This window comes from Serratia marcescens (genome assembly GCF_029846115.1).
GTDB classification, from domain to species: domain Bacteria; phylum Pseudomonadota; class Gammaproteobacteria; order Enterobacterales; family Enterobacteriaceae; genus Serratia; species Serratia marcescens_L.
Map to the genome: position 1 here is coordinate 3,111,730 of NZ_JARVZZ010000001.1, position 22,509 is coordinate 3,134,238.

The 22,509-nt window shown below is 57.1% G+C and carries 23 protein-coding genes and 1 other annotated feature; of the genes, 20 read left to right on the forward strand and 3 right to left on the reverse strand.

Features of this window, described 5'->3' with window-relative positions; genetic code table 11:
* Positions 1–90: 90 nt before the first annotated feature.
* The gene (gene ghoS, locus QDT79_RS14720; protein WP_107226889.1) at positions 91–390 is read right to left on the reverse strand and encodes a type V toxin-antitoxin system endoribonuclease antitoxin GhoS; all 300 of its coding nucleotides are present in this window, start codon (positions 388–390) and stop codon (positions 91–93) included.
* 109 nt (positions 391–499) lie between these two features.
* Here ghoS and QDT79_RS14725 point away from each other — a divergent pair, with 109 nt between their 5' ends.
* From QDT79_RS14725 to QDT79_RS14750, 6 genes are all read left to right on the forward strand, one after another.
* Positions 500–1,165, forward strand: coding sequence for a transglycosylase SLT domain-containing protein (locus QDT79_RS14725; protein WP_025302607.1), 666 nt, complete (start codon positions 500–502; stop codon positions 1,163–1,165).
* A gap of 307 nt (positions 1,166–1,472) precedes the next feature.
* Positions 1,473–2,198, forward strand: a complete 726-nt coding sequence (locus QDT79_RS14730) for a gluconate 2-dehydrogenase subunit 3 family protein (protein WP_049198584.1) — start codon at positions 1,473–1,475, stop codon at positions 2,196–2,198.
* A 2-nt stretch (positions 2,199–2,200) separates the two neighbouring features.
* Positions 2,201–3,982 (forward strand): GMC family oxidoreductase, encoded by a 1,782-nt coding sequence (locus QDT79_RS14735; RefSeq protein ID WP_025302609.1) that lies wholly within the window; start codon positions 2,201–2,203, stop codon positions 3,980–3,982.
* 12 nt (positions 3,983–3,994) lie between these two features.
* Complete coding sequence (locus tag QDT79_RS14740) at positions 3,995–5,332, forward strand: c-type cytochrome (RefSeq protein ID WP_149559641.1); 1,338 nt, start codon at positions 3,995–3,997, stop codon at positions 5,330–5,332.
* Positions 5,333–5,589: 257 nt separating this feature from the next.
* Positions 5,590–6,873, forward strand: coding sequence for an SLC5/6 family protein (locus QDT79_RS14745; RefSeq protein ID WP_063989679.1), 1,284 nt, complete (start codon positions 5,590–5,592; stop codon positions 6,871–6,873).
* A gap of 150 nt (positions 6,874–7,023) precedes the next feature.
* Positions 7,024–8,157, forward strand: a complete 1,134-nt coding sequence (locus QDT79_RS14750) for an ABC transporter substrate-binding protein (protein ID WP_063989680.1) — start codon at positions 7,024–7,026, stop codon at positions 8,155–8,157.
* Between the two features lie 36 nt (positions 8,158–8,193).
* Here QDT79_RS14750 and QDT79_RS14755 read toward each other — a convergent pair whose 3' ends face one another.
* Entirely contained in the window at positions 8,194–8,883 is a 690-nt protein-coding gene (locus QDT79_RS14755; protein WP_063989681.1) for a MarC family NAAT transporter, read from the reverse strand.
* 518 nt (positions 8,884–9,401) lie between these two features.
* Here QDT79_RS14755 and QDT79_RS14760 point away from each other — a divergent pair.
* The 10 genes from QDT79_RS14760 (at position 9,402) to ihfA (ending at position 18,822) form a co-directional block, all read left to right on the forward strand.
* Positions 9,402–10,451, forward strand: a complete 1,050-nt coding sequence (locus QDT79_RS14760; RefSeq protein WP_039566428.1) for an AAA family ATPase — start codon at positions 9,402–9,404, stop codon at positions 10,449–10,451.
* A gap of 240 nt (positions 10,452–10,691) precedes the next feature.
* A complete protein-coding gene (locus tag QDT79_RS14765; RefSeq protein WP_107226886.1) occupies positions 10,692–11,315 on the forward strand; it encodes a hypothetical protein in 624 nt (207 codons plus the stop codon).
* Positions 11,316–11,533: 218 nt separating this feature from the next.
* Complete coding sequence (thrS, locus tag QDT79_RS14770; RefSeq protein WP_025159696.1) at positions 11,534–13,462, forward strand: threonine--tRNA ligase; 1,929 nt, start codon at positions 11,534–11,536, stop codon at positions 13,460–13,462.
* A gap of 3 nt (positions 13,463–13,465) precedes the next feature.
* Positions 13,466–14,017 carry a translation initiation factor IF-3 gene (gene infC / locus QDT79_RS14775; RefSeq protein ID WP_048233542.1) on the forward strand — a complete coding sequence of 184 codons (552 nt, stop codon included), beginning with the start codon at positions 13,466–13,468 and terminating at the stop codon, positions 14,015–14,017.
* Positions 14,018–14,115: 98 nt separating this feature from the next.
* Positions 14,116–14,313, forward strand: a complete 198-nt coding sequence (gene rpmI / locus QDT79_RS14780; RefSeq protein ID WP_004931418.1) for a 50S ribosomal protein L35 — start codon at positions 14,116–14,118, stop codon at positions 14,311–14,313.
* 43 nt (positions 14,314–14,356) lie between these two features.
* Positions 14,357–14,713, forward strand: a complete 357-nt coding sequence (rplT, locus tag QDT79_RS14785; protein WP_004931417.1) for a 50S ribosomal protein L20 — start codon at positions 14,357–14,359, stop codon at positions 14,711–14,713.
* A 113-nt stretch (positions 14,714–14,826) separates the two neighbouring features.
* Positions 14,827–14,949: a sequence feature (Phe leader region), on the forward strand.
* Positions 14,831–14,875 (forward strand): pheST operon leader peptide PheM, encoded by a 45-nt coding sequence (pheM, locus tag QDT79_RS14790; protein WP_121626058.1) that lies wholly within the window; start codon positions 14,831–14,833, stop codon positions 14,873–14,875. (Overlaps the previous feature by 45 nt.)
* 186 nt (positions 14,950–15,135) lie before the next feature.
* Positions 15,136–16,119 carry a phenylalanine--tRNA ligase subunit alpha gene (gene pheS / locus QDT79_RS14795; protein WP_004931416.1) on the forward strand — a complete coding sequence of 328 codons (984 nt, stop codon included), beginning with the start codon at positions 15,136–15,138 and terminating at the stop codon, positions 16,117–16,119.
* A 14-nt stretch (positions 16,120–16,133) separates the two neighbouring features.
* Positions 16,134–18,521 (forward strand): phenylalanine--tRNA ligase subunit beta, encoded by a 2,388-nt coding sequence (gene pheT / locus QDT79_RS14800; protein ID WP_063989684.1) that lies wholly within the window; start codon positions 16,134–16,136, stop codon positions 18,519–18,521.
* 4 nt (positions 18,522–18,525) lie between these two features.
* Positions 18,526–18,822 (forward strand): integration host factor subunit alpha, encoded by a 297-nt coding sequence (gene ihfA / locus QDT79_RS14805; protein WP_004931414.1) that lies wholly within the window; start codon positions 18,526–18,528, stop codon positions 18,820–18,822.
* A 189-nt stretch (positions 18,823–19,011) separates the two neighbouring features.
* Here ihfA and QDT79_RS14810 read toward each other — a convergent pair whose 3' ends face one another.
* Positions 19,012–19,143 carry a hypothetical protein gene (locus tag QDT79_RS14810; RefSeq protein ID WP_308316658.1) on the reverse strand — a complete coding sequence of 44 codons (132 nt, stop codon included), beginning with the start codon at positions 19,141–19,143 and terminating at the stop codon, positions 19,012–19,014.
* A 232-nt stretch (positions 19,144–19,375) separates the two neighbouring features.
* On the opposite strand from QDT79_RS14810, the gene QDT79_RS14815 reads away from it, so the two are divergent.
* From QDT79_RS14815 to btuD, 4 genes are all read left to right on the forward strand, one after another.
* Positions 19,376–19,792 carry a DUF2502 domain-containing protein gene (locus QDT79_RS14815; protein ID WP_063989685.1) on the forward strand — a complete coding sequence of 139 codons (417 nt, stop codon included), beginning with the start codon at positions 19,376–19,378 and terminating at the stop codon, positions 19,790–19,792.
* 179 nt (positions 19,793–19,971) lie between these two features.
* On the forward strand, positions 19,972–20,979 hold the full coding sequence (gene btuC / locus QDT79_RS14820) for a vitamin B12 ABC transporter permease BtuC (protein WP_063989686.1): 1,008 nt from the start codon (positions 19,972–19,974) through the stop codon (positions 20,977–20,979).
* Positions 20,980–21,024: 45 nt separating this feature from the next.
* The gene (locus tag QDT79_RS14825; RefSeq protein ID WP_063989687.1) at positions 21,025–21,576 is read left to right on the forward strand and encodes a glutathione peroxidase; all 552 of its coding nucleotides are present in this window, start codon (positions 21,025–21,027) and stop codon (positions 21,574–21,576) included.
* A gap of 5 nt (positions 21,577–21,581) precedes the next feature.
* Positions 21,582–22,337 (forward strand): vitamin B12 ABC transporter ATP-binding protein BtuD, encoded by a 756-nt coding sequence (gene btuD, locus QDT79_RS14830; RefSeq protein ID WP_107226883.1) that lies wholly within the window; start codon positions 21,582–21,584, stop codon positions 22,335–22,337.
* The last annotated feature ends 172 nt before the right edge of the window (positions 22,338–22,509 follow it).

Genomic DNA, 22,509 nt, shown 5'->3' on the forward strand with positions numbered 1-22,509 from the left:
AATTGAAGCGAAGTCAAGCGTCACTTGCCCACCGCCGGCGGGGTATTTCTCCAACTGAAAAAATAATACCGTCCGGGGAGTTATAGCATTTTATGTATCAGTATGTAACCGCTGAAGGTAGTCCTCACAGGCGCATATCGTCACCTCCGGCTGTTTTCCCAATGCCAACTGCCCGAATCCCTGCGCCAGATGCTGTACATCCTCTTGATCCAGAACGGTTATGAACGCAAAACTGTTGCTGCCGAGCTCATGGTGAACGCCATTTTCGTCTGTCACCGACGTGACAAAACCTTCGCGCGTCAATTGCCCGGTCAGCTTCGCCAGGTCGGTTAATCCTTCTTCCTGATAGCGAAAAGTCACCACAAAGCAGTTTGTTGCAGATTGACTCATAAATCACCTCTTGGTATATGGATACCTTGAGATTAGCCCAAAAAATTACTGCAGGTGTCCTTACAAGTTGTATATGCTACGCAACTCATTGAAAGGAGTGAGGGATTCTGTGAAAACAAAAATAGGTTGCCTTACGGCAATTTTGCTTTTGTCGGGGTGCGCCAAAGACCCGCAAACGGCAAGCAATATTTCAGGCAGTGGCACAACGCGCGGCGGTTGGTTAAAACCCCCTCCGCAGGCACCGGTAAACCGCACAGGCACCCCGGTTGCTTATAACGATTACATTCGTCAGGCCGCCAGCAACTACGGCGTTGACGAAACGCTGATTAAAGCGATTATTCAGGTGGAGTCCGGGTTTAACCCGAACGTGGTCAGCACCTCGAACGCAGTGGGATTGATGCAGCTTAAGGCTTCTACCGCCGGCCGCGACGCCTATCGCATGAAAGGACGAAACGGGCAACCCAGCTCGCGTGAGCTGAAGGATCCGGCGGTCAATATTGATCTGGGAACGGCCTATATCAATATTCTTCAAAGCCAGCAGCTAGCCGGGATCAACAACCCACAGACCCTGCGTTACGCCACCATCGTTTCGTACGTGAACGGGGCGGGCGCCATGTTGCGCACCTTCTCCTCGGACAAGCGCGTGGCGGTGAATCGCATCAATCAGATGAGCCCGGACGAGTTTTATCAGCACATCCAGAAAAAGCACCCGGCGCCGCAGGCGCCGCGCTATTTGTGGAAGGTGACCACCGCCTACCAGGCGATGTCGCAGTAACCCTCTTCCTTGTCGAATCGGCCGCTGAACGCGGCCGATTTTGTTTCCGGCGCCGTTCCAGTGCGCGACCTACTTCTCATTTTTCGTTATTTCCTCACCGCTTATCGGAAAAACCGCACGAAAAGTTAAATTTACGTTAGCGGATAAATCTTTACGTTCATTCAATAAGTTACCGGTAACATTTTTGCGTTTGAACGCATTGTGACCTTCAATAAATATACAAATAAGTAACAAATTATTTTAAAAACCCGTATCGATCGCAAGGTTGCGGTTAAATAGTTGTGACTATCTTTGGATGGAATGTGACATGTCGAATCATAAAACCAACAATTCGCGGCGCGATTTCTTGTTGAAATCGATGACCTTAATTCCTGCGGCGGTAATTGGTGGCAGCGGCGTTGGCGCGCTGACGGCACCGACACCGGCGGTCGCGGCCTCGAACACCTCAACGCAGAACGATTATCAACCGACCTTTTTCACCCCGGAAGAGTGGGCCTTCATCAAGGCCGCTGTCGCGCGCCTGATCCCGGCCGACGAACGCGGCCCCGGCGCACTGGAAGCCGGCGTGCCGGAGTTTATCGATCGTCAGATGAATACCCCGTACGCCACCGGCTCCATCTGGTACATGCAGGGGCCGTTCAACCCCGATGTGCCGAAAGAGATGGGCTATCAGTTGCCGCTGGTGCCCAAGCAAATCTACAACCTCGGCATCAGTGACGCCGATGCCTACAGCAAGAAAACCGCCGGCAAGCCCTTCGCCGAACTGGATGGCGCGCAGCAAGACGCCATGCTGCAAAAGTTCGAGTCCGGCGAGGCGGAGTTCCAGCAGCTGCCGTCGAAACTGTTCTTCTCCTATCTGCTGCAAAACACCCGCGAAGGTTTCTTCAGTGATCCTATCCATGGCGGCAACAAAGACATGGTGGGCTGGAAGCTGATTAATTTTCCGGGCGCGCGCGCCGATTTTATGGACTGGGTTGAGCGAGGGGAGCGTTATCCCTTCCCGCCGGTCTCGATTCGTGGGGAGAGGGGCTAACCATGGCAACGGTAATGAAAAAAGTAGACGCGGTGATCGTCGGCTTCGGCTGGGTGGGCGCGATCATGGCCAAAGAGCTGACCGAGGCCGGCCTTAACGTGGTGGCGCTGGAGCGTGGCCCGATGCGCGACACCTATCCGGACGGGTCTTATCCGCAGGTGATCGACGAGCTGACTTATAACATCCGCCGCAAGCTGTTCCAGGATCTGTCGAAAAGCACCGTCACCATTCGGCATAACAGCAGCCAGACCGCGGTGCCTTACCGCCAGCTGGCGGCGTTCCTGCCGGGCACCGGCGTCGGCGGCGCCGGCCTGCACTGGTCGGGCGTGCATTTCCGCGTCGATCCGATCGAACTGCGCATGCGCAGCCACTATGAAGAGCGCTACGGCAAAAACTTCATTCCGAAGGACATGACCATCCAGGACTTCGGCGTGACCTACGACGAGCTGGAACCGTTCTTCGACAAAGCGGAGAAAGTGTTCGGCACCTCCGGCACCGCCTGGACCATCAAAGGGCAGAAAGTGGCGCAGAAGGGCGGCAACCGCTTTGCGGCGGATCGCTCCAGCGACTTCCCGCTGCCGGCGCAGAAAAATACCTACTCCGCCCAGTTGTTCGAGAAAGCGGCGCTGGAGGTGGGTTATCACCCTTACAACCTGCCGTCCGCCAACACCTCGGACTCTTACACCAACCCGTACGGCGCGCAGATGGGCCCGTGCAACTTCTGCGGTTTCTGCAGCGGCTACGCCTGCTACATGTATTCCAAAGCTTCGCCGAACGTCAACATCTTGCCGGCGCTGCGCATGGAGAAACGCTTCGAGCTGCGCACCAACGCCAACGTGCTGAAGGTCAATCTGACCGACGACAAGTCCCGTGCTACCGGCGTGAACTACGTCGATGCGCAGGGCCGCGAGATTGAACAGCCGGCCGATCTGGTGATCCTGGGCGCGTTCCAGTTCCACAACGTGCACCTGATGCTGCTGTCCGGCATCGGCAAGCCTTACGATCCGGTGACCGGCGAAGGCGTGGTCGGGCGCAACTTCGCCTACCAGAACATGACCACCATCAAGGCGTTCTTCGATAAAGACGTGTTCACCAACCCGTTCATCGGCGCCGGCGGCAACGGCGTGGGCGTAGACGACTTCAACGCCGATAACTTCGACCACGCCAAAGAAGGCTTCGTCGGCGGTTCGCCGTTCTGGGTCAACCAGGCGGGCACCAAGCCGATCTCCGGCCTGCCGACGCCTCCGGGCACCCCGGCCTGGGGCAGCAAGTGGAAAGCGGCGGTGGCGGATGCCTACACCCACCACGTTTCGATGGACGCTCACGGCGCGCACCAGTCGTACCGCAACAACTATCTGGATCTCGATCCCAACTACAAGAACGTCTTTGGCCAGCCGCTGCTGCGCATGACGTTCGACTGGCAGGAAAACGACATCAAGATGGCGCAGTTCATGTACGACAAGATGGCGCCGATCGCCAAGGCGATGAACCCGAAACTGATCGCCGGCAGCCCGAAAAACGCCAACAGCCACTTCGACACCACCAGTTACCAGACCACCCACATGAACGGCGGCGCGGTAATGGGGGAAGATCCGAAGACCAGCGCGGTCAACCGCTATCTGCAGAGCTGGGACGTGCACAACGTGTTCTCGATCGGTGCATCGGCCTTCCCGCAGGGGCTGGGCTACAACCCGACCGGCACCGTGGCGGCATTGGCTTATTGGTCTGCCCGCGCTATTCGCGAGCAGTATCTGAAAAACCCAGGCCCATTGGTGCAGGCATAAGGACGGCGAACGATGAAAGCATTTGTACCGGCACTGGTTCTCAGTGCAGTGAGTTTTTCCGTTTGGGCGCAGGACGCCACCGTCAGCAGCGAGCTTATCAAGCGCGGTGAATACTTGGCGCGCGCCGGCGACTGCGTGGCCTGCCACACCGACGGCAAGAGCGGTAAAACCTTCGCCGGCGGTCTGGCGATGGAGACGCCGATCGGCACCATCTACTCCACCAACATCACGCCGGACAAGAAAACCGGCATCGGCGATTACAGCTTCGAGGATTTCGACAACGCGGTGCGTAAGGGCGTAGCCAAAAACGGCAGTACCCTGTACCCGGCGATGCCGTATCCGTCGTTCGCGCTGGTGAAAGAAGACGACATGCGCGCCATGTATGCCTATTTCATGCACGGCGTGCAGCCGGTGGAGCAGGCCAACAAGGATTCCGATATCCCGTGGCCGCTGTCGATGCGCTGGCCGCTGAGCATCTGGCGCGGCATGTTCGCACCGTCGCCGGCGGACTTCGTGGCTGACGCCAAGGCCGATCCGGTGATTGAGCGCGGCCGTTATCTGGTGGAAGGCCTGGGCCACTGCGGCGCTTGCCATACCCCGCGCAGCATCACCATGCAGGAAAAAGCGCTGAGCAACAGCGAAAGCGACGACTATCTGTCCGGCAGCAACGCGCCGATCGACGGCTGGGTGGCTTCCAGCCTGCGCAGCGACCGCAAGGATGGCCTGGGCAGCTGGAGCGAAGCCGAGCTGACCGAGTTCCTGAAAACCGGCCGTAACGATAAGGCGATCGTGTTTGGCGGCATGAGCGACGTGGTGGAGCATAGCCTGCAATACCTGAGCGACGACGATCTGACCGCCATCGCACGCTACCTGAAATCGCTGCCGCCGAAAGACGGCAAGCAGCAGGCGGCTCCGGTCGAAGACAGCGTGGCCAAAGATCTGTGGCGCGGCAATGACAGCAAGCCCGGCGCGGCGCTGTATGTCGATAACTGCGCGGCCTGCCACCGCACCGACGGCGTGGGCTACAAGCGCGCCTTCCCGTCGCTGAAGGGCAACCCGGTGGTGCAGACCGAGGACGCGACCTCGCTGATCCACATCGTGCTGACCGGCAACACTACGCCGGCGGTGCAGGGGGCGGTGTCCAACATCACCATGCCGCCGTTTGGCTGGCGTCTGAACGATCAGCAGGTGGCGGACGTGGTGAACTTCATCCGCACCAGCTGGGGCAACAGCGCCAAAGCGGTGAGCGCCTCCGACGTGGCCGACGTGCGTAAAGACCGCTCGATGATCCGCGACGAGAAGGAGATGGGCAGCGCCGAGGTGCCGGATCATCCGGACGCGAAGAAGTAAACCGCTTAAGGGCTCCGCAAGGGGCCCTTAGTTTTTCCTGCCTGTGCCGGTTTTTTCAGCATTTCCTGTTCGCAAATCGTCCGTTCGGCCGATAAAACATAGACCCGCAGGGTATTTTTCATTATCCTTTGCCGTCCTTCCATCAGGCGTAAGTATGAAATATCGCTTTAATTCACTGATTACTATTAAAAAGTTCGCGGAGAAGGATATCCCGTTAGGCGCAATCGTTGGCGCCGCAGATTAAGGTAGACTGTCTCATGAGTACGATTTCTCCCGATTCAGGCACGCTGACGGCCGCTCAGCCTGCCAAATGGAACAAAACCGACACCGTCTGGATGTTCGGTCTCTATGCCACCGCGGTGGGCGCCGGCACGCTGTTCTTGCCGATCAACGCCGGTTTGAACGGCCCGCTGGTGCTGCTGTTGATGGCGCTGTTCGCTTTTCCGCTGACCTATTTGCCGCACCGTGCGCTCAGCCGCTTCGTGCTTTCCGGCTCCAGCCGCGACGGCAATATTCACGATGTGGTGGTGGAACACTTCGGCGTGCTGGCCGGCAAAATCATCATGATGCTGTATCTGATGGCGTTCTTCCCGATCGTGCTGGTGTACAGCATTTCGATCACCAACGCGCTGGACAGCTTCCTGATCCACCAGTTCCACGTGGCGCCGCTGCCGCGCATCTGGCTGAGCCTGGCGGTGGTGGTGGTGCTGAATCTGGTGCTGCTGCGCGGCAAAGACAGCATCGTGGCGGCGATGGGCATGCTGGTGTTCCCGCTGCTGGTGTTCCTGATGGGCATTTCGCTGTACCTGATGCCGAGCTGGAATACCGCCAACTTCGTTCATGGCCTGGCCGCCACCCGCTTCGACACGCCGGGGCTGTGGCATTCGCTGTGGCTGGCGGTGCCGGTGATGGTGTTCTCCTTCAGCCATGCGCCGATCATCTCTTCCTTCGCCTCGACCCAGAAGAGCCTGTATGGCGATAAGGCGGAACGCCGCTGCGCGCGCATTATGCGCTACAGCTATGTGCTGATCTGCGTCACCGTGCTGTTTTTCGTGTTCAGCTGCGTGCTGAGCCTGTCCCATGAAGACATGCAGCAGGCGAAAGATCAGAACATCACGGTGCTGACCACCCTGGCCAACAAGTTTTCCAACCCGCTGATTGCCTATCTCGGCCCGGTGATGGCGATGCTGGCAATGGCTAAATCCTATCTCGGCACCTCGCTGGGGGTAACGGAAGGGGCGACCAGCCTGATCGACGGCGTCACGCGCGCGGTCGGCAAACCGCTCAGTTCGCGTATGACGCACCGCATTTCGGCGGTGGCGCTGTTCCTGCTCACCTGGGCGGCAACGGTGTGGAACCCCAGCGCGCTGCACATCATCGAAACCATCAGCGGCCCGCTGATTGCCGCCATCCTGTTCATTCTGCCGATGTACGCGGTGCGCGCGGTGCCGGCGATGCGTAAATACCGCGCGGCGAGCAACGTCTTCGTGCTGGTGATGGGTCTGATTGCGCTGTCGGCGCTGATCTACGGCCTGGTATGATCCCTTGGGCGCGCCGCCTCCGGCGCGCCTCTCAACCTCTCTCTACACATCCCTTTGCAATTAATCGCCGGGTTGCTGGGCGTTATCTTTGATAATGCAAGCCATTCTCATTAGTATTTCCTGATTGTGTTCATGACTAAGGAGTCTTTCGTGCACCGTCGAATCACTTTGCCGGCGCTGGTTTGCGCCGCCGTGTTAGCCTCTCCGGCGATGGCCACCACCTATCCGTTGACCCTGACCGACACCTCCGGCCAGACGCTCACCCTCCAGCAAGAACCGAAACGCATCGTGGTGCAGGACGGGCGCGACATTCTCACGCTGGCGCTGCTCGATCGTGCCAACCCGTTCGGCCGGCTGGTAGCCTGGAACAACCTGCTGAAGAAAAGTGACGCGGCGACCTGGACTATCTTGCAGAGCAAATGGCCGGCGGCGAAAAATATCATCGATATGGGCTTTAGCGACAAAGGTGAAGTGAATCTGGAGAGCGTGATCGCCAAGCGGCCCGATCTGATGATCGCCCAGCTGCGCTCCAAACCTTCCCTGAGCCAAACCGGCGTGCTGGATAAGCTGAAGGCGTTGAACGTGCCGGTGCTGTTTATCGACACCATGCTCAAGCCGGTGGAAAACACGCCGAAAAGCGTGACGCTGCTGGGGGAAACCCTCAACCGCGAAAGTGAAGCCAAACAATATACCGATTATTATCAGCAGCACTATCAGGCCATTCTGGCCAAGACGCAGGCGGTGGAACCCAAGCCGCTGGTATTCTTCGAAGCCAAGGCCGGCCTGAACGGGCTGGAATCTTGCTGCTTCACCCATGCTCACGTCGGTTGGGGGGCTCTGGTAGAGGCGGTCGGCGCGCGCAACATCGGCTCTGCGCTGTTACCGGGCGCGACCGGCGACGTGGCGCTGGAAAAAGTGATCGCCATGAAACCGGATGCCTACATCGTTTCCGGCTCGCAGTGGGCCAGCAAGACCAACGCCGCGGTGCCGTTTGGCTATGGCGTCACGCAGCAGCAGGTGGATGAGGCTTTCAACCGCATGAAACAGCGTCCGGGCTTCGCGCAGGTGTCGGCGGTGAAAGAAGGGCGCTTCTACGGCATCTACCATAACTTCTACAACCATCCGTACAACATTGTCGGGCTGGAGTATCTGGCGAAGTTTATCTATCCGGCGCAGTTCCCGGATCTGGATCCGGCCAGGACCTACAGCGAGATCCTCAGCCGTTTTACCGAAGTGCCGGAAGGCAAGGGCATTTTGGGCGCGCAGGCGCCGACGGGGAAATAACGGCAACGGGCGCGACGACGCGCCCGTTTTTGATCTTTAAGCGGCGGCCGGCGTATAGGTGGAGATGATCTCCAGTACGCCGTTGATGATGAACTGCACGCCCATGCACACCAGCAGGAAGCCCATCAGGCGCGAGATCGCCTCGATGCCGCTTTTCCCCACCAACCGCATGATAGCGCCGGAACTGAGCAGGCAGCCCCACAGGATCACTGCGACCGTCAGGAAGATGGCGACCGGTGCCACCGCCAGTACCCAGGGTTCAAAACCCAGCGAGTTCGCCTTGACGCTCGACGCCGAGCTGATGATCATTGCGATGGTGCCCGGCCCGGCTGTGCTCGGCATGGCCAGCGGCACGAAGGCGATGTTGGCCGACGTCTTGTGCCGCAGCTCGTGCGACTTGCTCTCCACCTCCGGCGCCTCTTCAGGGCTCTGCTGAGGGAACAACATGCGGAAACCGATGAAGGCGACGATCAGGCCGCCGGCGATGCGCAGGCCGGGGATCGAAATGCCGAAGGTGTTCATCACCACCTGCCCGGCGTAAAACGCCACCGTCATGATGCAGAACACATAAACCGAGGCCATCAGCGACTGCTGGTTGCGCTCTTCGCGCGTCATATTGCCGGACAACCCAAGCAGCAACGCCACCGTGGTCAGCGGGTTGGCCAGCGGCAACAGCAGCACCAAACCCAGTCCGATGGCCTGGAATAACTGCAAAATACCCGTCATAAAAAACTCCCTGTGCAACGTTCAAGCCGCCACGCGGCGGCCCATGAGCTGAACAGCCTAGCCTGCCGCGTGCCTGGCGGCAATGGGGATAGCTCGTAAGGTTAATTAACCGTCGGCCGGCGTTTCATCTTCGCCGTTGCACTCGCCGGCGAGCTCCGGTTCATCCTCACACCTCAGCGGCGCTTCATTGACTGCAATCGCCCGCGGCACTGAACGCGCGCCAAAATGCACCCGCCCATACAGCGTCGCTAATACCGCGCATAGCACGACGAGGACTGCGAGTAACCGGTTCATATTATGAGCTCAAGACCTGTTCACCCGTGAATAACGTAAGGATAGTGATGCCAAGACGCTCTGTCAGCGTGTTGTCGCCGAGAGTAGGCACGCCCGTGCTGTAATTATGATTAATTATTTTTAACTGTTTTTACCATTTAACCGCTCAAGAGATTAAACACTTCTATACTGGTAAGGCTTTGTGGCATTTCTTTATAATCGAAAAGCTTAAAAGGAGTTTTACTATGGAAGTGGCAAAAGAATGGGTAGCGGCGAAAAAAATCTCCTGGGGCAGCGTCATTGGTGGTGTTATCACCGTATTGGCTGTTTCACTGTTGCTGTCGACGTTGGGCACCAGCCTTGGATTTTCCATCGTGGATCCGACGTCAGACGATCCAATCAATGGAGCCGGTACCACCGTAGTGATTTGGTCCGCTGTTTCAATCATTATTAGCTTGGCTGCCGGCGCTTTTATTGCCGGACGTTTGGCTGCTAATGACGGCCTTATTCATGGCTTCCTGGTATGGGCTACGTCACTGATTGTGGCGGCGGTGCTGGGCGGGATGCTGGTCGGGTCTGCAGTGAAGGCCACCGGCAATGCGCTGGGTGCTATCGCTTCGACCTCTGGCAGCTTGCTCTCCGGTGCCGGTTCAGCGATTGGCAAAGGGGCAACCGGGTTAGCGGACGTGGGTGGCAAGGTGTTTGACAAGTTGGGTATAGACACCACGTTGGAACCTGAACAGCTGCATGGTGATGTGGTTACGGCGCTTAAAAAAAGTGGTATTCCGTCATTGCAGCCTGAATTCATGCAGCAACAGTTGAATGCGGCCAAGACTGATTTGGCAGACGCAGTAAAAGCCCTGGCACTTCAGCCTGACAATAGCGATGCAATTATTAAGCAACTGGTCGACAAGCTTAAAAAACATGGTGAGGCCATCTCGCAAGATGTGGATCAAGACACACTGAAAAAAGCGCTGGTTGAAAATACCAATATGACGCCGCAGGAAGTAGACCAGACTGTGAAGAATTTGGTCGACGCCAAAAATAAAACTGCGCAGCTGGTTAATCAGCGTTTGGATGAAGCCGAAGCAAAAATCAATCAGGCAAAACAGGAGTATGCTGAGCTGAAACAGAAGGCGCGCGAACAGGCTGCCGCGGCTGCGGACGAATTGTCTCGGGCTGCCCTGTGGTCATTCTTTGCATTGTTGATTGGCGCAGTGGTCAGTGCATTGGCAGGCTTGTGGGGCGTTAACACCAACGCCCGGCGTGTAACCGTATCATCTCCGCAGGCGTAATTTCCAGGCTCGTTTGCGCGTCTCGATGATAGAGGGATGAGAGCCTGAAATACTGACGGTGATGAAATGACAGCCAGGAAAGACTGGCGCTTCCCCCCGGCCATGTGCCGGGGTTTTTATTGTTTGCGGCGTGATTAATGACCACCTTTATCGCTGTATACGGTATTAGGCATCAATTGCCACGATCCCTGAGAACAGGTGGATAACATAGATGCGCTGTAAATAATAATGAGTGTGATTATGAAACAAGAACTGCATATTTTGCTGGGGAAGGCCGTTGCCTTTTTGTTCTACGGCGCTTTTTTGGCGGCTTTGGTCGGCCTGGTGTTTATCGACGTACACTGGCTGCATAATTTTGTGCATGAAACCTCGCTGACCGAAGCGGCGCAGGAACTGTTGCTGCTCGCCATCGCCGGCGGTTTTTTCGCCGCGGCCTGGCGACAGGCCGAACGCCGCTCCGCCTGGATGTTGGTCGGTGGCTTCTTTCTCTGCATGTTGATCCGCGAGATGGACTTCGCCTTCGATGCGCTGTGGCACGGCGCCTGGGTGTGGTTCGCGCTGGCGGTCGCCTTGGCCTGCCTGTGGCATGCCGCCAGGCACATTGCGGGGACGGTGCGCGGCCTGGCCGATTTCGTGACGCATCCCGGCTACGGCATGATGTGCGCGGGCCTGCTGTGCATTCTGGTGTTTTCACGCCTGTTCGGCATGAGCGCGTTGTGGCAAACGCTGATGTTGGACGGCTATAACCGGGTAGTGAAAAACATGGTGGAAGAGGGCTGCGAACTGCTGGGCTACGGCCTGTGCCTGCTGGCCACCCTCAGCTACATGAAAACCGTTTTTGCGCCGAATGAGGCGAAAGTGTGAGGGCGGCGGCACTTTATTTATCCGGAACAATTTTAGTGATACTATTCGCTTAGCCGAATGCGGCTGAGAAGGTATGCGTTCCATTCTGTATACCCAGTGAGGTTTCAATCTGGCAATTGTGGGCGAGATCTGAAACCTGGCTGACCAAACCCAAAATCCAATTTTCGTACTGCATGTGATCTGTCGTGTGGGTCACCACTGTAGATAAGGAATTATTAATGCCTGTTATTACTCTTCCTGACGGTAGTCAGCGTCATTTCGACCACCCCGTTTCCCCGATGGATGTCGCGCGCGATATCGGCCCTGGCCTGGCGAAAGCCTGTATCGCCGGCCGCGTCAACGGCGAGCTGGTTGATGCCGGCGATCTGATCGAATCGGATGCGCAGCTGGCCATCATCACTATCAAAGATGAAGACGGTCTGGAAATCATGCGCCACTCCTGCGCTCACCTGCTGGGTCATGCGATCAAGCAGCTGTGGCCGGATACCAAAATGGCGATCGGTCCGGTGATCGACAACGGTTTCTATTATGACGTGGATATCGACCGCACCCTGACGCAGGAAGACCTGGATCTGCTGGAAAAGCGGATGCACGAGTTGGCCGATAAGGATTACGACGTCATCAAGAAGAAGGTCAGCTGGCAAGAAGCCCGCGACACCTTCGCTGAGCGCGGCGAAATCTACAAAGTGGCGATCCTGGATGAGAACATCAGCCATGACGATCGTCCTGGCCTGTATCACCACGAAGAATACGTCGACATGTGCCGCGGTCCGCACGTGCCGAACATGCGTTTCTGCCACCATTTCAAGCTGCAGAAAACTTCCGGCGCTTACTGGCGCGGCGACAGCAAAAACAAAATGCTGCAGCGTATCTACGGTACCGCCTGGGCAGACAAGAAGCAGTTGAACGCCTACCTGCAACGTCTGGAAGAAGCGGCCAAGCGCGATCACCGCAAGATCGGCAAACAGCTCGACCTGTATCACATGCAGGAAGAAGCGCCGGGCATGGTGTTCTGGCACAACGACGGTTGGACTATCTTCCGCGAGCTGGAAGCCTTCGTGCGCATGAAGCTCAAAGAGTATCAGTACCAGGAAGTGAAAGGTCCGTTCATGATGGACCGCGTGCTGTGGGAAAAAACCGGCCACTGGGAAAATTACAAAGACGCCATGTTCACCACCGCGTCGGAAAACCGCGAATACTGCATCAAGCCGATGAACTGCCCGGGCCACGTGCAGATCTTCAACCAGGGCCTGAAGTCGTACCGCGATTTGCCGCTGCGCATGGGCGAATTCGGCAGCTGCCACCGCAACGAGCCATCGGGTTCCCTGCATGGCCTGATGCGCGTGCGCGGCTTCACGCAAGATGACGCCCACATCTTCTGTACCGAAGAGCAGGTGCGCGCCGAAGTGAACGAATGCATCCGCATGGTGTATGACGTGTACGGCACTTTCGGTTTCGACAAGATTGCCGTCAAGTTGTCGACTCGTCCGGAAAAACGCATCGGCACCGACGACATGTGGACCCGTGCGGAAGAGGACCTGGCCGCCGCGCTGACCGAGAACGGCATTCCGTTTGAATATCAGCCGGGTGAGGGCGCCTTCTACGGACCGAAAATTGAATTTACCCTGCATGATTGTTTGGATCGCGCATGGCAATGTGGTACCGTGCAGCTCGATTTCTTCTTGCCGGGCCGTTTGGGCGCTTCGTATGTTGGCGAAAACAACGATCGCGTCGTGCCGGTAATGATTCACCGCGCCATTTTGGGCTCCATGGAACGTTTCATCGGTATCCTTACCGAAGAATACGCCGGGTTCTACCCGACCTGGATCGCTCCGGTGCAGGTGGTGGTGATGAATATCACCGACAGCCAGTCTGATTATGTCCAGCAATTGACCAAAAAACTGCAGGATGCAGGCATTCGCGTGAAAGCGGACTTGAGAAATGAGAAGATTGGCTTTAAAATTCGCGAACATACTTTACGTCGAGTCCCTTACATGTTGGTGTGCGGCGACAAAGAGGTCGAAGCAGGCAAAGTTGCCGTTCGTACCCGCCGTGGCAAAGACCTGGGAAGCCTGGACGTAAACGAAGTCGTAGACAAGCTGCTGAAAGAGATTCGCAGCCGTAGTCTTCATCAACTGGAGGAATAAAGTATTAAAGGCGGAAAACGAGTTCAACCGGCGCGTCCTAATCGCATTAACAGAGAAATTCGCGCGCAAGAAGTTCGCCTAACCGGCGTCGATGGCGAGCAGATTGGTATTGTCAGTCTGAATGAAGCTCTTGAAAAAGCTGAGGAAGCGGGCGTTGATTTAGTAGAAATCAGCCCAAATGCCGAACCGCCAGTTTGCCGAATCATGGATTACGGCAAATTCCTCTACGAGAAGAGCAAGTCGACGAAAGAACAGAAGAAGAAGCAAAAAGTTATCCAGGTTAAGGAAATCAAATTCCGTCCTGGCACCGATGATGGCGACTATCAGGTCAAACTACGCAACCTGATTCGCTTTCTGGAAGATGGCGATAAAGCCAAAATCACCCTGCGTTTCCGCGGGCGTGAGATGGCGCACCAGCAGATCGGTATGGAAGTGCTTAACCGCGTCCGTAAAGACCTGTGTGAAGATATGGATCTGGCAGTGGTCGAGTCCTTCCCTACGAAGATCGAAGGCCGCCAGATGATTATGGTGCTCGCTCCTAAGAAGAAACAGTAAGGCTTACAAGTAATGGAACCCGCGCGGCGCTTGCGCTGTGTGGGTTTTATTCGCCCAACTGATTCGTTGTTTAACAATGCGAAGTGGATTTAATTAAAATGCCAAAGATTAAAACTGTACGTGGTGCAGCCAAGCGCTTCAAAAAAACCGGCAGCGGTGGTTTTAAGCGTAAACATGCCAACCTGCGTCATATTCTGACCAAAAAAGCAACCAAGCGTAAACGTCACCTGCGTCCGAAAGGCATGGTGTCTAAAAACGATCTGGTCCTGGTTACCGCGTGCCTGCCGTACGCATAAGCCATTTTTTTTGAATTTAGAATAAGACTTTAGGAGAGAGCATATGGCTCGCGTAAAACGTGGTGTAATTGCACGCGCACGTCACAAGAAAATTATGAAGCAGGCGAAAGGCTACTACGGTGCCCGTTCGCGCGTATATCGTGTTGCCTTCCAGGCAGTAATCAAAGCAGGCCAGTACGCTTACCGTGACCGTCGTCAACGTAAGCGTCAGTTCCGTCAGCTGTGGATTGCACGTATCAACGCAGCTGCTCGTCAGAACGGTCTGTCTTACAGCAAGTTCATCAACGGCTTGAAAAAAGCGTCGATCGAAATTGACCGTAAGATCCTGGCTGACATCGCAGTCTTCGACAAAGTGGCCTTCGGCGCACTGGTTGAGAAAGCGAAAGCAGCTCTGGCGTAAGTCAGTAGAAGAGGGAGCTTGCTCCCTCTTTTAATCTTTGTTTTCAGCGACAAATATTGACTTTCATTGCCCGCCGCTATATCACTGGTGGACAATCATCGACAAGGTACCGCAATCATGCACGCAGCTATTTTTCGTTTCTTTTTTTACTTTAGCGCCTGATATCAGGAGGCTTTGCGCGTAAGAAAAGAAACGAAAAGTAGCGCCTAAGCCTCCCTCGTGGAGGCTTTTTTGTTTTTGGCCATCGTCTCGCCTTGCGCATTCTGCGGCGAGGGTGGCAGACGCTCAGCCGGCCCTGTGCCGCGCAGGTGAGTCACCTGGCCGACAACGCATTGAAAAGTCTTTGAAGATTGCTCAAAGGCGTGTTCGAATAATAGATAACAATTACTTAGGGCCATCCCGGCCAGAGGAAGAGGAAAGCAATGCCACATCTCGCAGAGCTGGTTGCCAATGCCAAGGCAGCCGTAGAAGATGCCCAGGATGTTGCCGCGTTAGATTTGGTGCGCGTCGAATATTTTGGCAAGAAAGGTCATTTCACCTTGCAGATGCAGTCTCTGCGTGACGTACCGGCGGAAGACCGTCCGGCGGCCGGCGCGGTGATCAACCAGGCCAAGCAAGAGGTGCAAGACGCCCTGAACGCGCGTAAGAACGCGCTGGAAAGCGCTGCGCTGAACGCGCGCCTGGCGGCTGAAACCATCGACGTGTCCCTGCCGGGCCGTCGCATGGAGAACGGCGGCCTGCACCCGGTGACCCGCACCATCGACCGTATCGAAACCTTCTTCGGCGAGTTGGGCTTCTCCGTTGCCACCGGCCCGGAGATTGAAGACGATTACCATAACTTCGACGCGCTGAACATTCCAGGGCATCACCCGGCGCGCGCCGACCACGATACTTTCTGGTTCGACGCCACGCGCCTGCTGCGCACCCAGACTTCCGGCGTGCAGATCCGCACCATGAAGAACCAGCAGCCGCCGATCCGCATCATTGCGCCGGGCCGTGTTTATCGTAACGACTACGATCAGACTCACACCCCGATGTTCCACCAGATGGAAGGGTTGATCGTCGATAAAGACATCAGCTTCACCAACCTGAAGGGCACGCTGCACGATTTCCTGAACAACTTCTTTGAAGAAGACCTGCAGGTTCGTTTCCGTCCGTCCTACTTCCCGTTCACCGAGCCGTCCGCTGAAGTGGACGTGATGGGCAAGAACGGCAAGTGGCTGGAAGTGCTGGGCTGCGGCATGGTGCATCCGAACGTGCTGCGCAACGTGGGCATCGATCCGGAAGTTTACTCCGGCTTCGCCTTCGGTATGGGCATGGAGCGCCTGACTATGCTGCGTTACGGCGTCACTGACCTGCGCGCATTCTTCGAAAACGATCTGCGTTTCCTCAAACAGTTTAAGTAAGGCGGGAATATCACATGAAATTCAGTGAACTCTGGTTGCGCGAGTGGGTAAACCCGGCCATCAGCAGCGAAGCATTATCCGATCAAATCACCATGGCTGGCCTGGAAGTGGACGGCGTGGATCCGGTTGCCGGCGCGTTTAACGGCGTCGTCGTGGGCGAGGTGGTCGAGTGCGGCCAGCACCCGAACGCCGACAAACTGCGCGTCACCAAGGTTAACGTAGGCGGCGAACGCCTGCTCGACATCGTCTGTGGCGCGCCAAACTGCCGTACCGGCCTGAAAGTGGCGGTCGCCACCGTGGGCGCGGTGCTGCCAGGCGATTTCAAAATCAAGGCCGCCAAGCTACGCGGCGAACCTTCGGAAGGCATGCTGTGCTCGTTCTCCGAGCTGGGCATTTCCGACGATCATGACGGTATCATTGAGCTGCCGCTGGATGCGCCGATCGGCACCGACATCCGCGACTATCTGAAACTGAACGACAACACCATCGAGATCAGCGTCACGCCGAACCGCGCCGACTGCCTGGGCATCATCGGCGTTGCGCGAGACGTGGGCGTACTGAACCAGGTTGCGCTGACCGAGCCGGACATGAGCCCGGTGGCCGCCACCATCGACGCTACGCTGCCGATCCGCGTTGACGCGCCGCAGGCGTGCCCGCGTTATCTGGGCCGCGTGGTGAAAGGCATCAACGTCAAGGCACCAAGCCCGCTGTGGATGCGTGAAAAACTGCGTCGTTGCGGTATCCGTTCTATCGATGCCGTGGTAGACGTCACCAACTATGTGCTGTTGGAACTTGGCCAGCCGATGCACGCCTTCGATCTGAGCCGCATCGACGGCGGCATCGTGGTACGTATGGCGGAAGAAGGGGAAACCCTGACGCTGCTGGACGGCAACGAAGCCAAACTGAGCGCCGACACCTTAGTGATCGCCGATCATCAAAAAGCATTGGCGATGGGCGGTATCTTCGGCGGCGAGCATTCCGGCGTCAACGGGGAAACTCAGGACGTGCTGCTGGAGTGCGCCTTCTTCAGCCCGCTGTCTATCACCGGCCGCGCACGCCGTCACGGCCTGCACACCGATGCTTCTCATCGCTATGAGCGCGGCGTCGATCCGGCGTTGCAGTACAAAGCGATGGAGCGCGCCACGCGTCTGTTGCTCGATATCTGCGGCGGTCAGGCCGGCCCGATTATTGACGTGACCCATGAAAACGAACTGCCGAAGCGCGCTACCATCACGCTGCGCCGCGAGAAGCTGGATCGCCTGATCGGCCACGTGGTGCCGAGCGAGCAGGTTAGCGACATTCTGCGCCGCCTGGGCTGCCAGGTGACCGAACAGGGCGACAACTGGCAAGCGGTCGCGCCGAGCTGGCGTTTCGATATGGAGATCGAAGAGGACCTGGTGGAAGAAGTGGCGCGCGTTTACGGCTACGACAATATCCCGGATGTGCCGGTTCGTGCCGATCTGGTGATGACCCAGCATCGCGAAGCCGATCTGACGCTGAAACGCGTGAAGACCATGCTGGTCGATCACGGTTATCAGGAAGCGATCACTTACAGCTTCGTCGATCCGAAAGTGCAGGCACTGCTGCACCCGAATGAAGAAGCGCTGATTCTGCCGAGCCCGATTTCGGTCGAAATGTCGGCGATGCGTTTGTCGCTGTGGACCGGTTTGCTGTCTGCGGTGGTGTATAACCAGAACCGTCAGCAGACGCGTCTGCGCCTGTTCGAAAGCGGCTTGCGCTTTGTGCCTGATAGTGCGGCAGATCTGGGTATTCGTCAGGACGTCATGCTGGCAGGCGTGATCGCCGGCCATACGCACGATGAGCATTGGGATCTGGCGCGCAAGCCTGTCGACTTCTATGATTTAAAAGGGGATCTGGAGTCGGTCCTCGAGCTGACCGGTAAATTATCCGAAATTCAGTTCCGGGCGGAAGCCAATCCAGCCCTGCATCCAGGGCAAAGTGCGGCGATTTATTTGCATGGCGAACGCGTAGGTTTCATCGGTGTGGTTCACCCGGAACTTGAACGTAAACTGGATCTTAACGGCCGCACTGTGGTGTTTGAACTGGAGTGGAACAAGCTTGCGAGCCGCGCCGTGCCTCAGGCGCGGGAGATTTCGCGCTTCCCGGCAAACCGCCGTGATATCGCCGTTGTGGTGGCTGAAAACGTCCCCGCAGAAGATATTTTGGCCGAGTGTAAGAAAGTTGGCGCAAATCAGGTAGTTGGCGTAAACTTGTTTGACGTGTACCGTGGCAAGGGCGTGGCAGAAGGTGACAAGAGCCTGGCTATCAGTCTGGTATTGCAGGATACCGCTCGTACACTGGAAGAAGAGGAGATAGCCGCTACCGTTGCAAAATGCGTAGAGGCTCTAAAACAGCGATTCCAAGCATCCTTGAGGGATTGAACCTATGGCGCTTACTAAAGCTGAAATGTCAGAACACCTGTTTGAGAAGCTTGGGCTTAGCAAACGGGACGCCAAAGACCTGGTGGAACTGTTCTTTGAAGAGGTCCGTCGGGCCCTTGAGAATGGCGAACAGGTAAAACTGTCGGGTTTTGGCAACTTTGATCTGCGTGACAAGAACCAACGTCCGGGGCGTAACCCGAAGACCGGCGAAGACATTCCGATTACGGCGCGCCGCGTGGTGACCTTCCGTCCGGGGCAGAAGCTGAAAAGCCGGGTAGAAAACGCCAGCCCGAAAGGGTGAGTGACGTGACATCAAAAAAGGCCGCTTGTGCGGCCTTTTTCTTTTTTTTTGGAAAATTCAGTTTATTCCTAATGGGCAATATGAGAATTAAAATTAATCATTAAAGTACTACGGCGAAAATTTATTTAATCTCATTTGCAGAATATTCTCATATCTTATTTTATTTGATGGGTAGTCTTATTTGCTATTTCAATAACGGCCGTAATAATGGCCAGGGCCGTCGCCGCGATGGCCGCCGCCCCAGTGTGGGCCCCAGCAGCAGGCGCTGAGGCTCGAGGCCAGGGCTGCAGTGGCCAGCAACATACCTATACGTTTAATCATCTTATTATCCTCCGGTGGAAATCCATTTAATTATAATTGTCATGCGGCTTGAGTGACGTCAGTTATTCGTTAAACCTTGTCAGTGGTTATGATAATTAAAGGCGGCGGTAAGCAGTGTATGGATTATGTAAGGCCGTCGAAAACAATCTGAAAATAGGCATCGGTGAGATAGTCGTTAAATAAGCACGCTGATATAACCACTGCAGCAAGAAAAATAGAGTGAGAAGGTAAAATGAAAAAGATCCTGTTGCTGGTGTGTTTCCCGCTGTTGCTGCCGCTGGCGGCGCAGGCCGATGTGTCCGTCGATATCAACGTGCCGGGTGTTTCCCTGCATCTGGGGGATCAGGACCGTCGCGGCTACTACTGGGATGGCTACGACTGGCGTCCACCGCAGTGGTGGCATGCGCACCAGGGCCGCGGTCTGGGCGAGCGCAATGCGCGCGGCATGTACTGGGACGGCGGACGTTGGCAACCTTCGCCGCCGCGTGGCTATGAGCATCGCGAGTCGGAACGCAGCGGCAATCCGTTCCACGGCGATCGCGATAATCGCGACCACGACCACCGTCATGACGATCGAGGTGGCCCTGATCGCCGTGATGACGGCCGCGGTCAGCCTTATCCACCGGGTAACGCTGGCCCGCATCGTTAATTCCTGAGTTTATCGGCGGCTGGTTTTGCCATCACCGTCGCGATGACGGGTAAGGCCAGCCGCTGCTTTCCTGCGCCATCATCCACGCAAGGCTTCCCCTTGCGGCGTTAACCCCCTAATATTCGACTCAAACGTCAATTATCCGGCCACGACAGCGGCCGGCAGGGAATCGCCGCGCCATGCCAACCAGCCGTACCTTCACCTTACTGTTGCAACATCAACGCTACCGCGATAAACGCCAGCTCAGTCTGTTGGCGCTGGGCGTGGTTGTGGCGTTGCTGTTCAGCCTTTGCGCCGGCGATCAATGGATATGGCCGTCAGAGTGGTTCAGCGATCGGGCACAACTGTTCGTTTGGCAACTGCGTTTGCCGCGCGCGCTGGCGGTGATGCTGGTCGGCGCCGCCCTGGCGGTAGCGGGCGCGGTGATGCAGGCGTTGTTTGAAAACCCGCTGGCGGAGCCCGGTCTGCTGGGCGTCGCTAACGGCGCCGGCGTTGCGCTGGTGCTGACGGTGCTGTTGGGGCACGGTTTGTTGCCGGTGGCGCTGATGAGCGCCGCCGCGATAGCCGGTGCGCTGGCGATGACTTTCTTGTTGTTGGGCTTCGCTCGCCGGCGACGTCTGACCAATGCGCGACTGTTGCTGGTCGGTGTGGCGCTGGGCATCGTGTGCAGCGCGCTGATGACCTGGGCGGTCTATTTCAGCACCAGTCTCGATCTGCGGCAGCTGATGTACTGGATGATGGGCGGTTTCGGCGGCGTCGACTGGCGCCAAAAATGGCTGGTGCTGGCGCTGCTGCCGGTGCTGCTGTGGCTGTGTGGCCAGGGGCAGGCGCTCAACCTGATGGCGCTGGGCGAAGTGCAGGCGCGCCAACTTGGGCTGTCGCTGCATCTGTGGCGCAATCTGCTGGTGCTGGCGATCGGTTGGCTGGTCGGTGTCAGTGTGGCGCTCGCCGGGGTGATCGGCTTCGTCGGGCTGGTGATCCCGCATATTTTGCGGCTCACCGGCCTGACCGACCAGCGCTATCTGCTGCCGGCCTGCGCGCTGGCGGGGGCCGCAGTGTTGCTGGTGGCCGATGTGATCGCCCGCACTGCGCTGCTGGCGGCCGAGCTGCCGATCGGCGTGGTGACCGCCACGCTGGGGGCGCCGCTATTTATCTGGTTACTGACCCGGACAAAAGGCGTAAGGTAGTTTTCTTCATTCACCCGCGATTAAAAAACCAAAGGATGACAACCGATGAGCAAGCCAATCGACAACCTGCCGTTACAAACCATTGAAAATCAGCCGACCACGCTGGGCGCCTATCAGGGCAAGGTGCTGCTGGTGGTCAACGTGGCCTCGGAGTGCGGCCTGACCAAGCAGTACGAAGGGCTGGAAGCGCTGTACGAAACCTATCGCGAACGTGGGCTGGAAGTTCTGGGGTTCCCGTCCAATGAGTTTCTGGGCCAGGAGCCGGGCAGCAACGAAGAGATCCTGGCGTTTTGCCGCGGCACCTTCGGCGTGCAATTCCCGATGTTCGCCAAGATTGAGGTGAACGGCGAGCACCGTCATCCGCTGTATCAGGCGTTGATTGCCGCACAGCCGGAAGCTGTCGCACCGGAAGGCAGCGAGTTCCTGGCGCGGATGACCAGCAAGGGGCGCGCACCGAAGCACCCCGGCGATATTCTGTGGAACTTCGAGAAATTCCTTGTCGCGCGCGACGGTACGGTGATCCAGCGCTTCTCGCCTGACACCACGCCAGAGGATCCGGCGCTGGTGGCGGCGGTGAAACAAGCGCTGGCAGGTTAATACGGATGCTGCAACTCGTTGAGGTTGGGGTGGCGGGGCGCTTGGCGCCTTTTTCGGCACAGATTGACGGCGGGTTGCAGGTTCACCTGATCGGCCCAAATGGCGCAGGGAAGAGTACCTTGCTGGCGCGGGCGGCGGGCATGCTGCCGGGGCTGGGCGAGGTTCGCCTGGACGGGCGCGCGTTGGCCGATTATCCGGGGAACGAGCTGTCGCGCCGCCGCGGTTATCTCAGTCAGCAACAGCCGCCGGTGTCGCTGATGCCGGTGTTTCAGTATTTGGCGTTGCACCGGCCTGCGGCAGCGGCGCAAACCGAGGTGGAGCACGCCATCCTCTATTTGTGCCAGCGGTTGAAGTTGGTGGATAAACTGTCACGCATGCTGACGCAGCTCTCCGGTGGAGAATGGCAACGGGTGCGGCTGGCGGCGGTATTGCTGCAGGTGTGGCCCAGCGTCAATCCGCACAGCCGATTGTTGTTGCTGGATGAACCGACCAATAGCCTGGACGTGGCGCAAAAGGTCGCGCTGGATCGCCTGCTGCGCGAATTCTGCCAAAGTGGACGTAGCGCGCTGGTGTGCGCGCACGATCTGAATCATACCCTGCAGCAGGCCGATCGGGTTTGGTTGCTGCATGCTGGGCAGCTGGTCGCGCAGGGCATCACCCGTGAGGTGATGGCGCCCGCGCTGTTGTCGCAGATCTATGAAGTGGATTTCCACCTGCAATGGGTGGGGAACCAGCGTTGGATCATGACCCGCACGGCTTAATTCGCCCTGACGGCATAAATGTAAACGAAAACTAAACGTAGTGAATATAAATAGCCGGGTAATCATCGGCTATTATTGTGCTGCCTCTCATTTTCTCGTGGATTTTCTTGAAAAACGTCAATGGCGTGCTACGCTTGATTCGGAAAAAATAAAATAAGTAAATAATTATTAA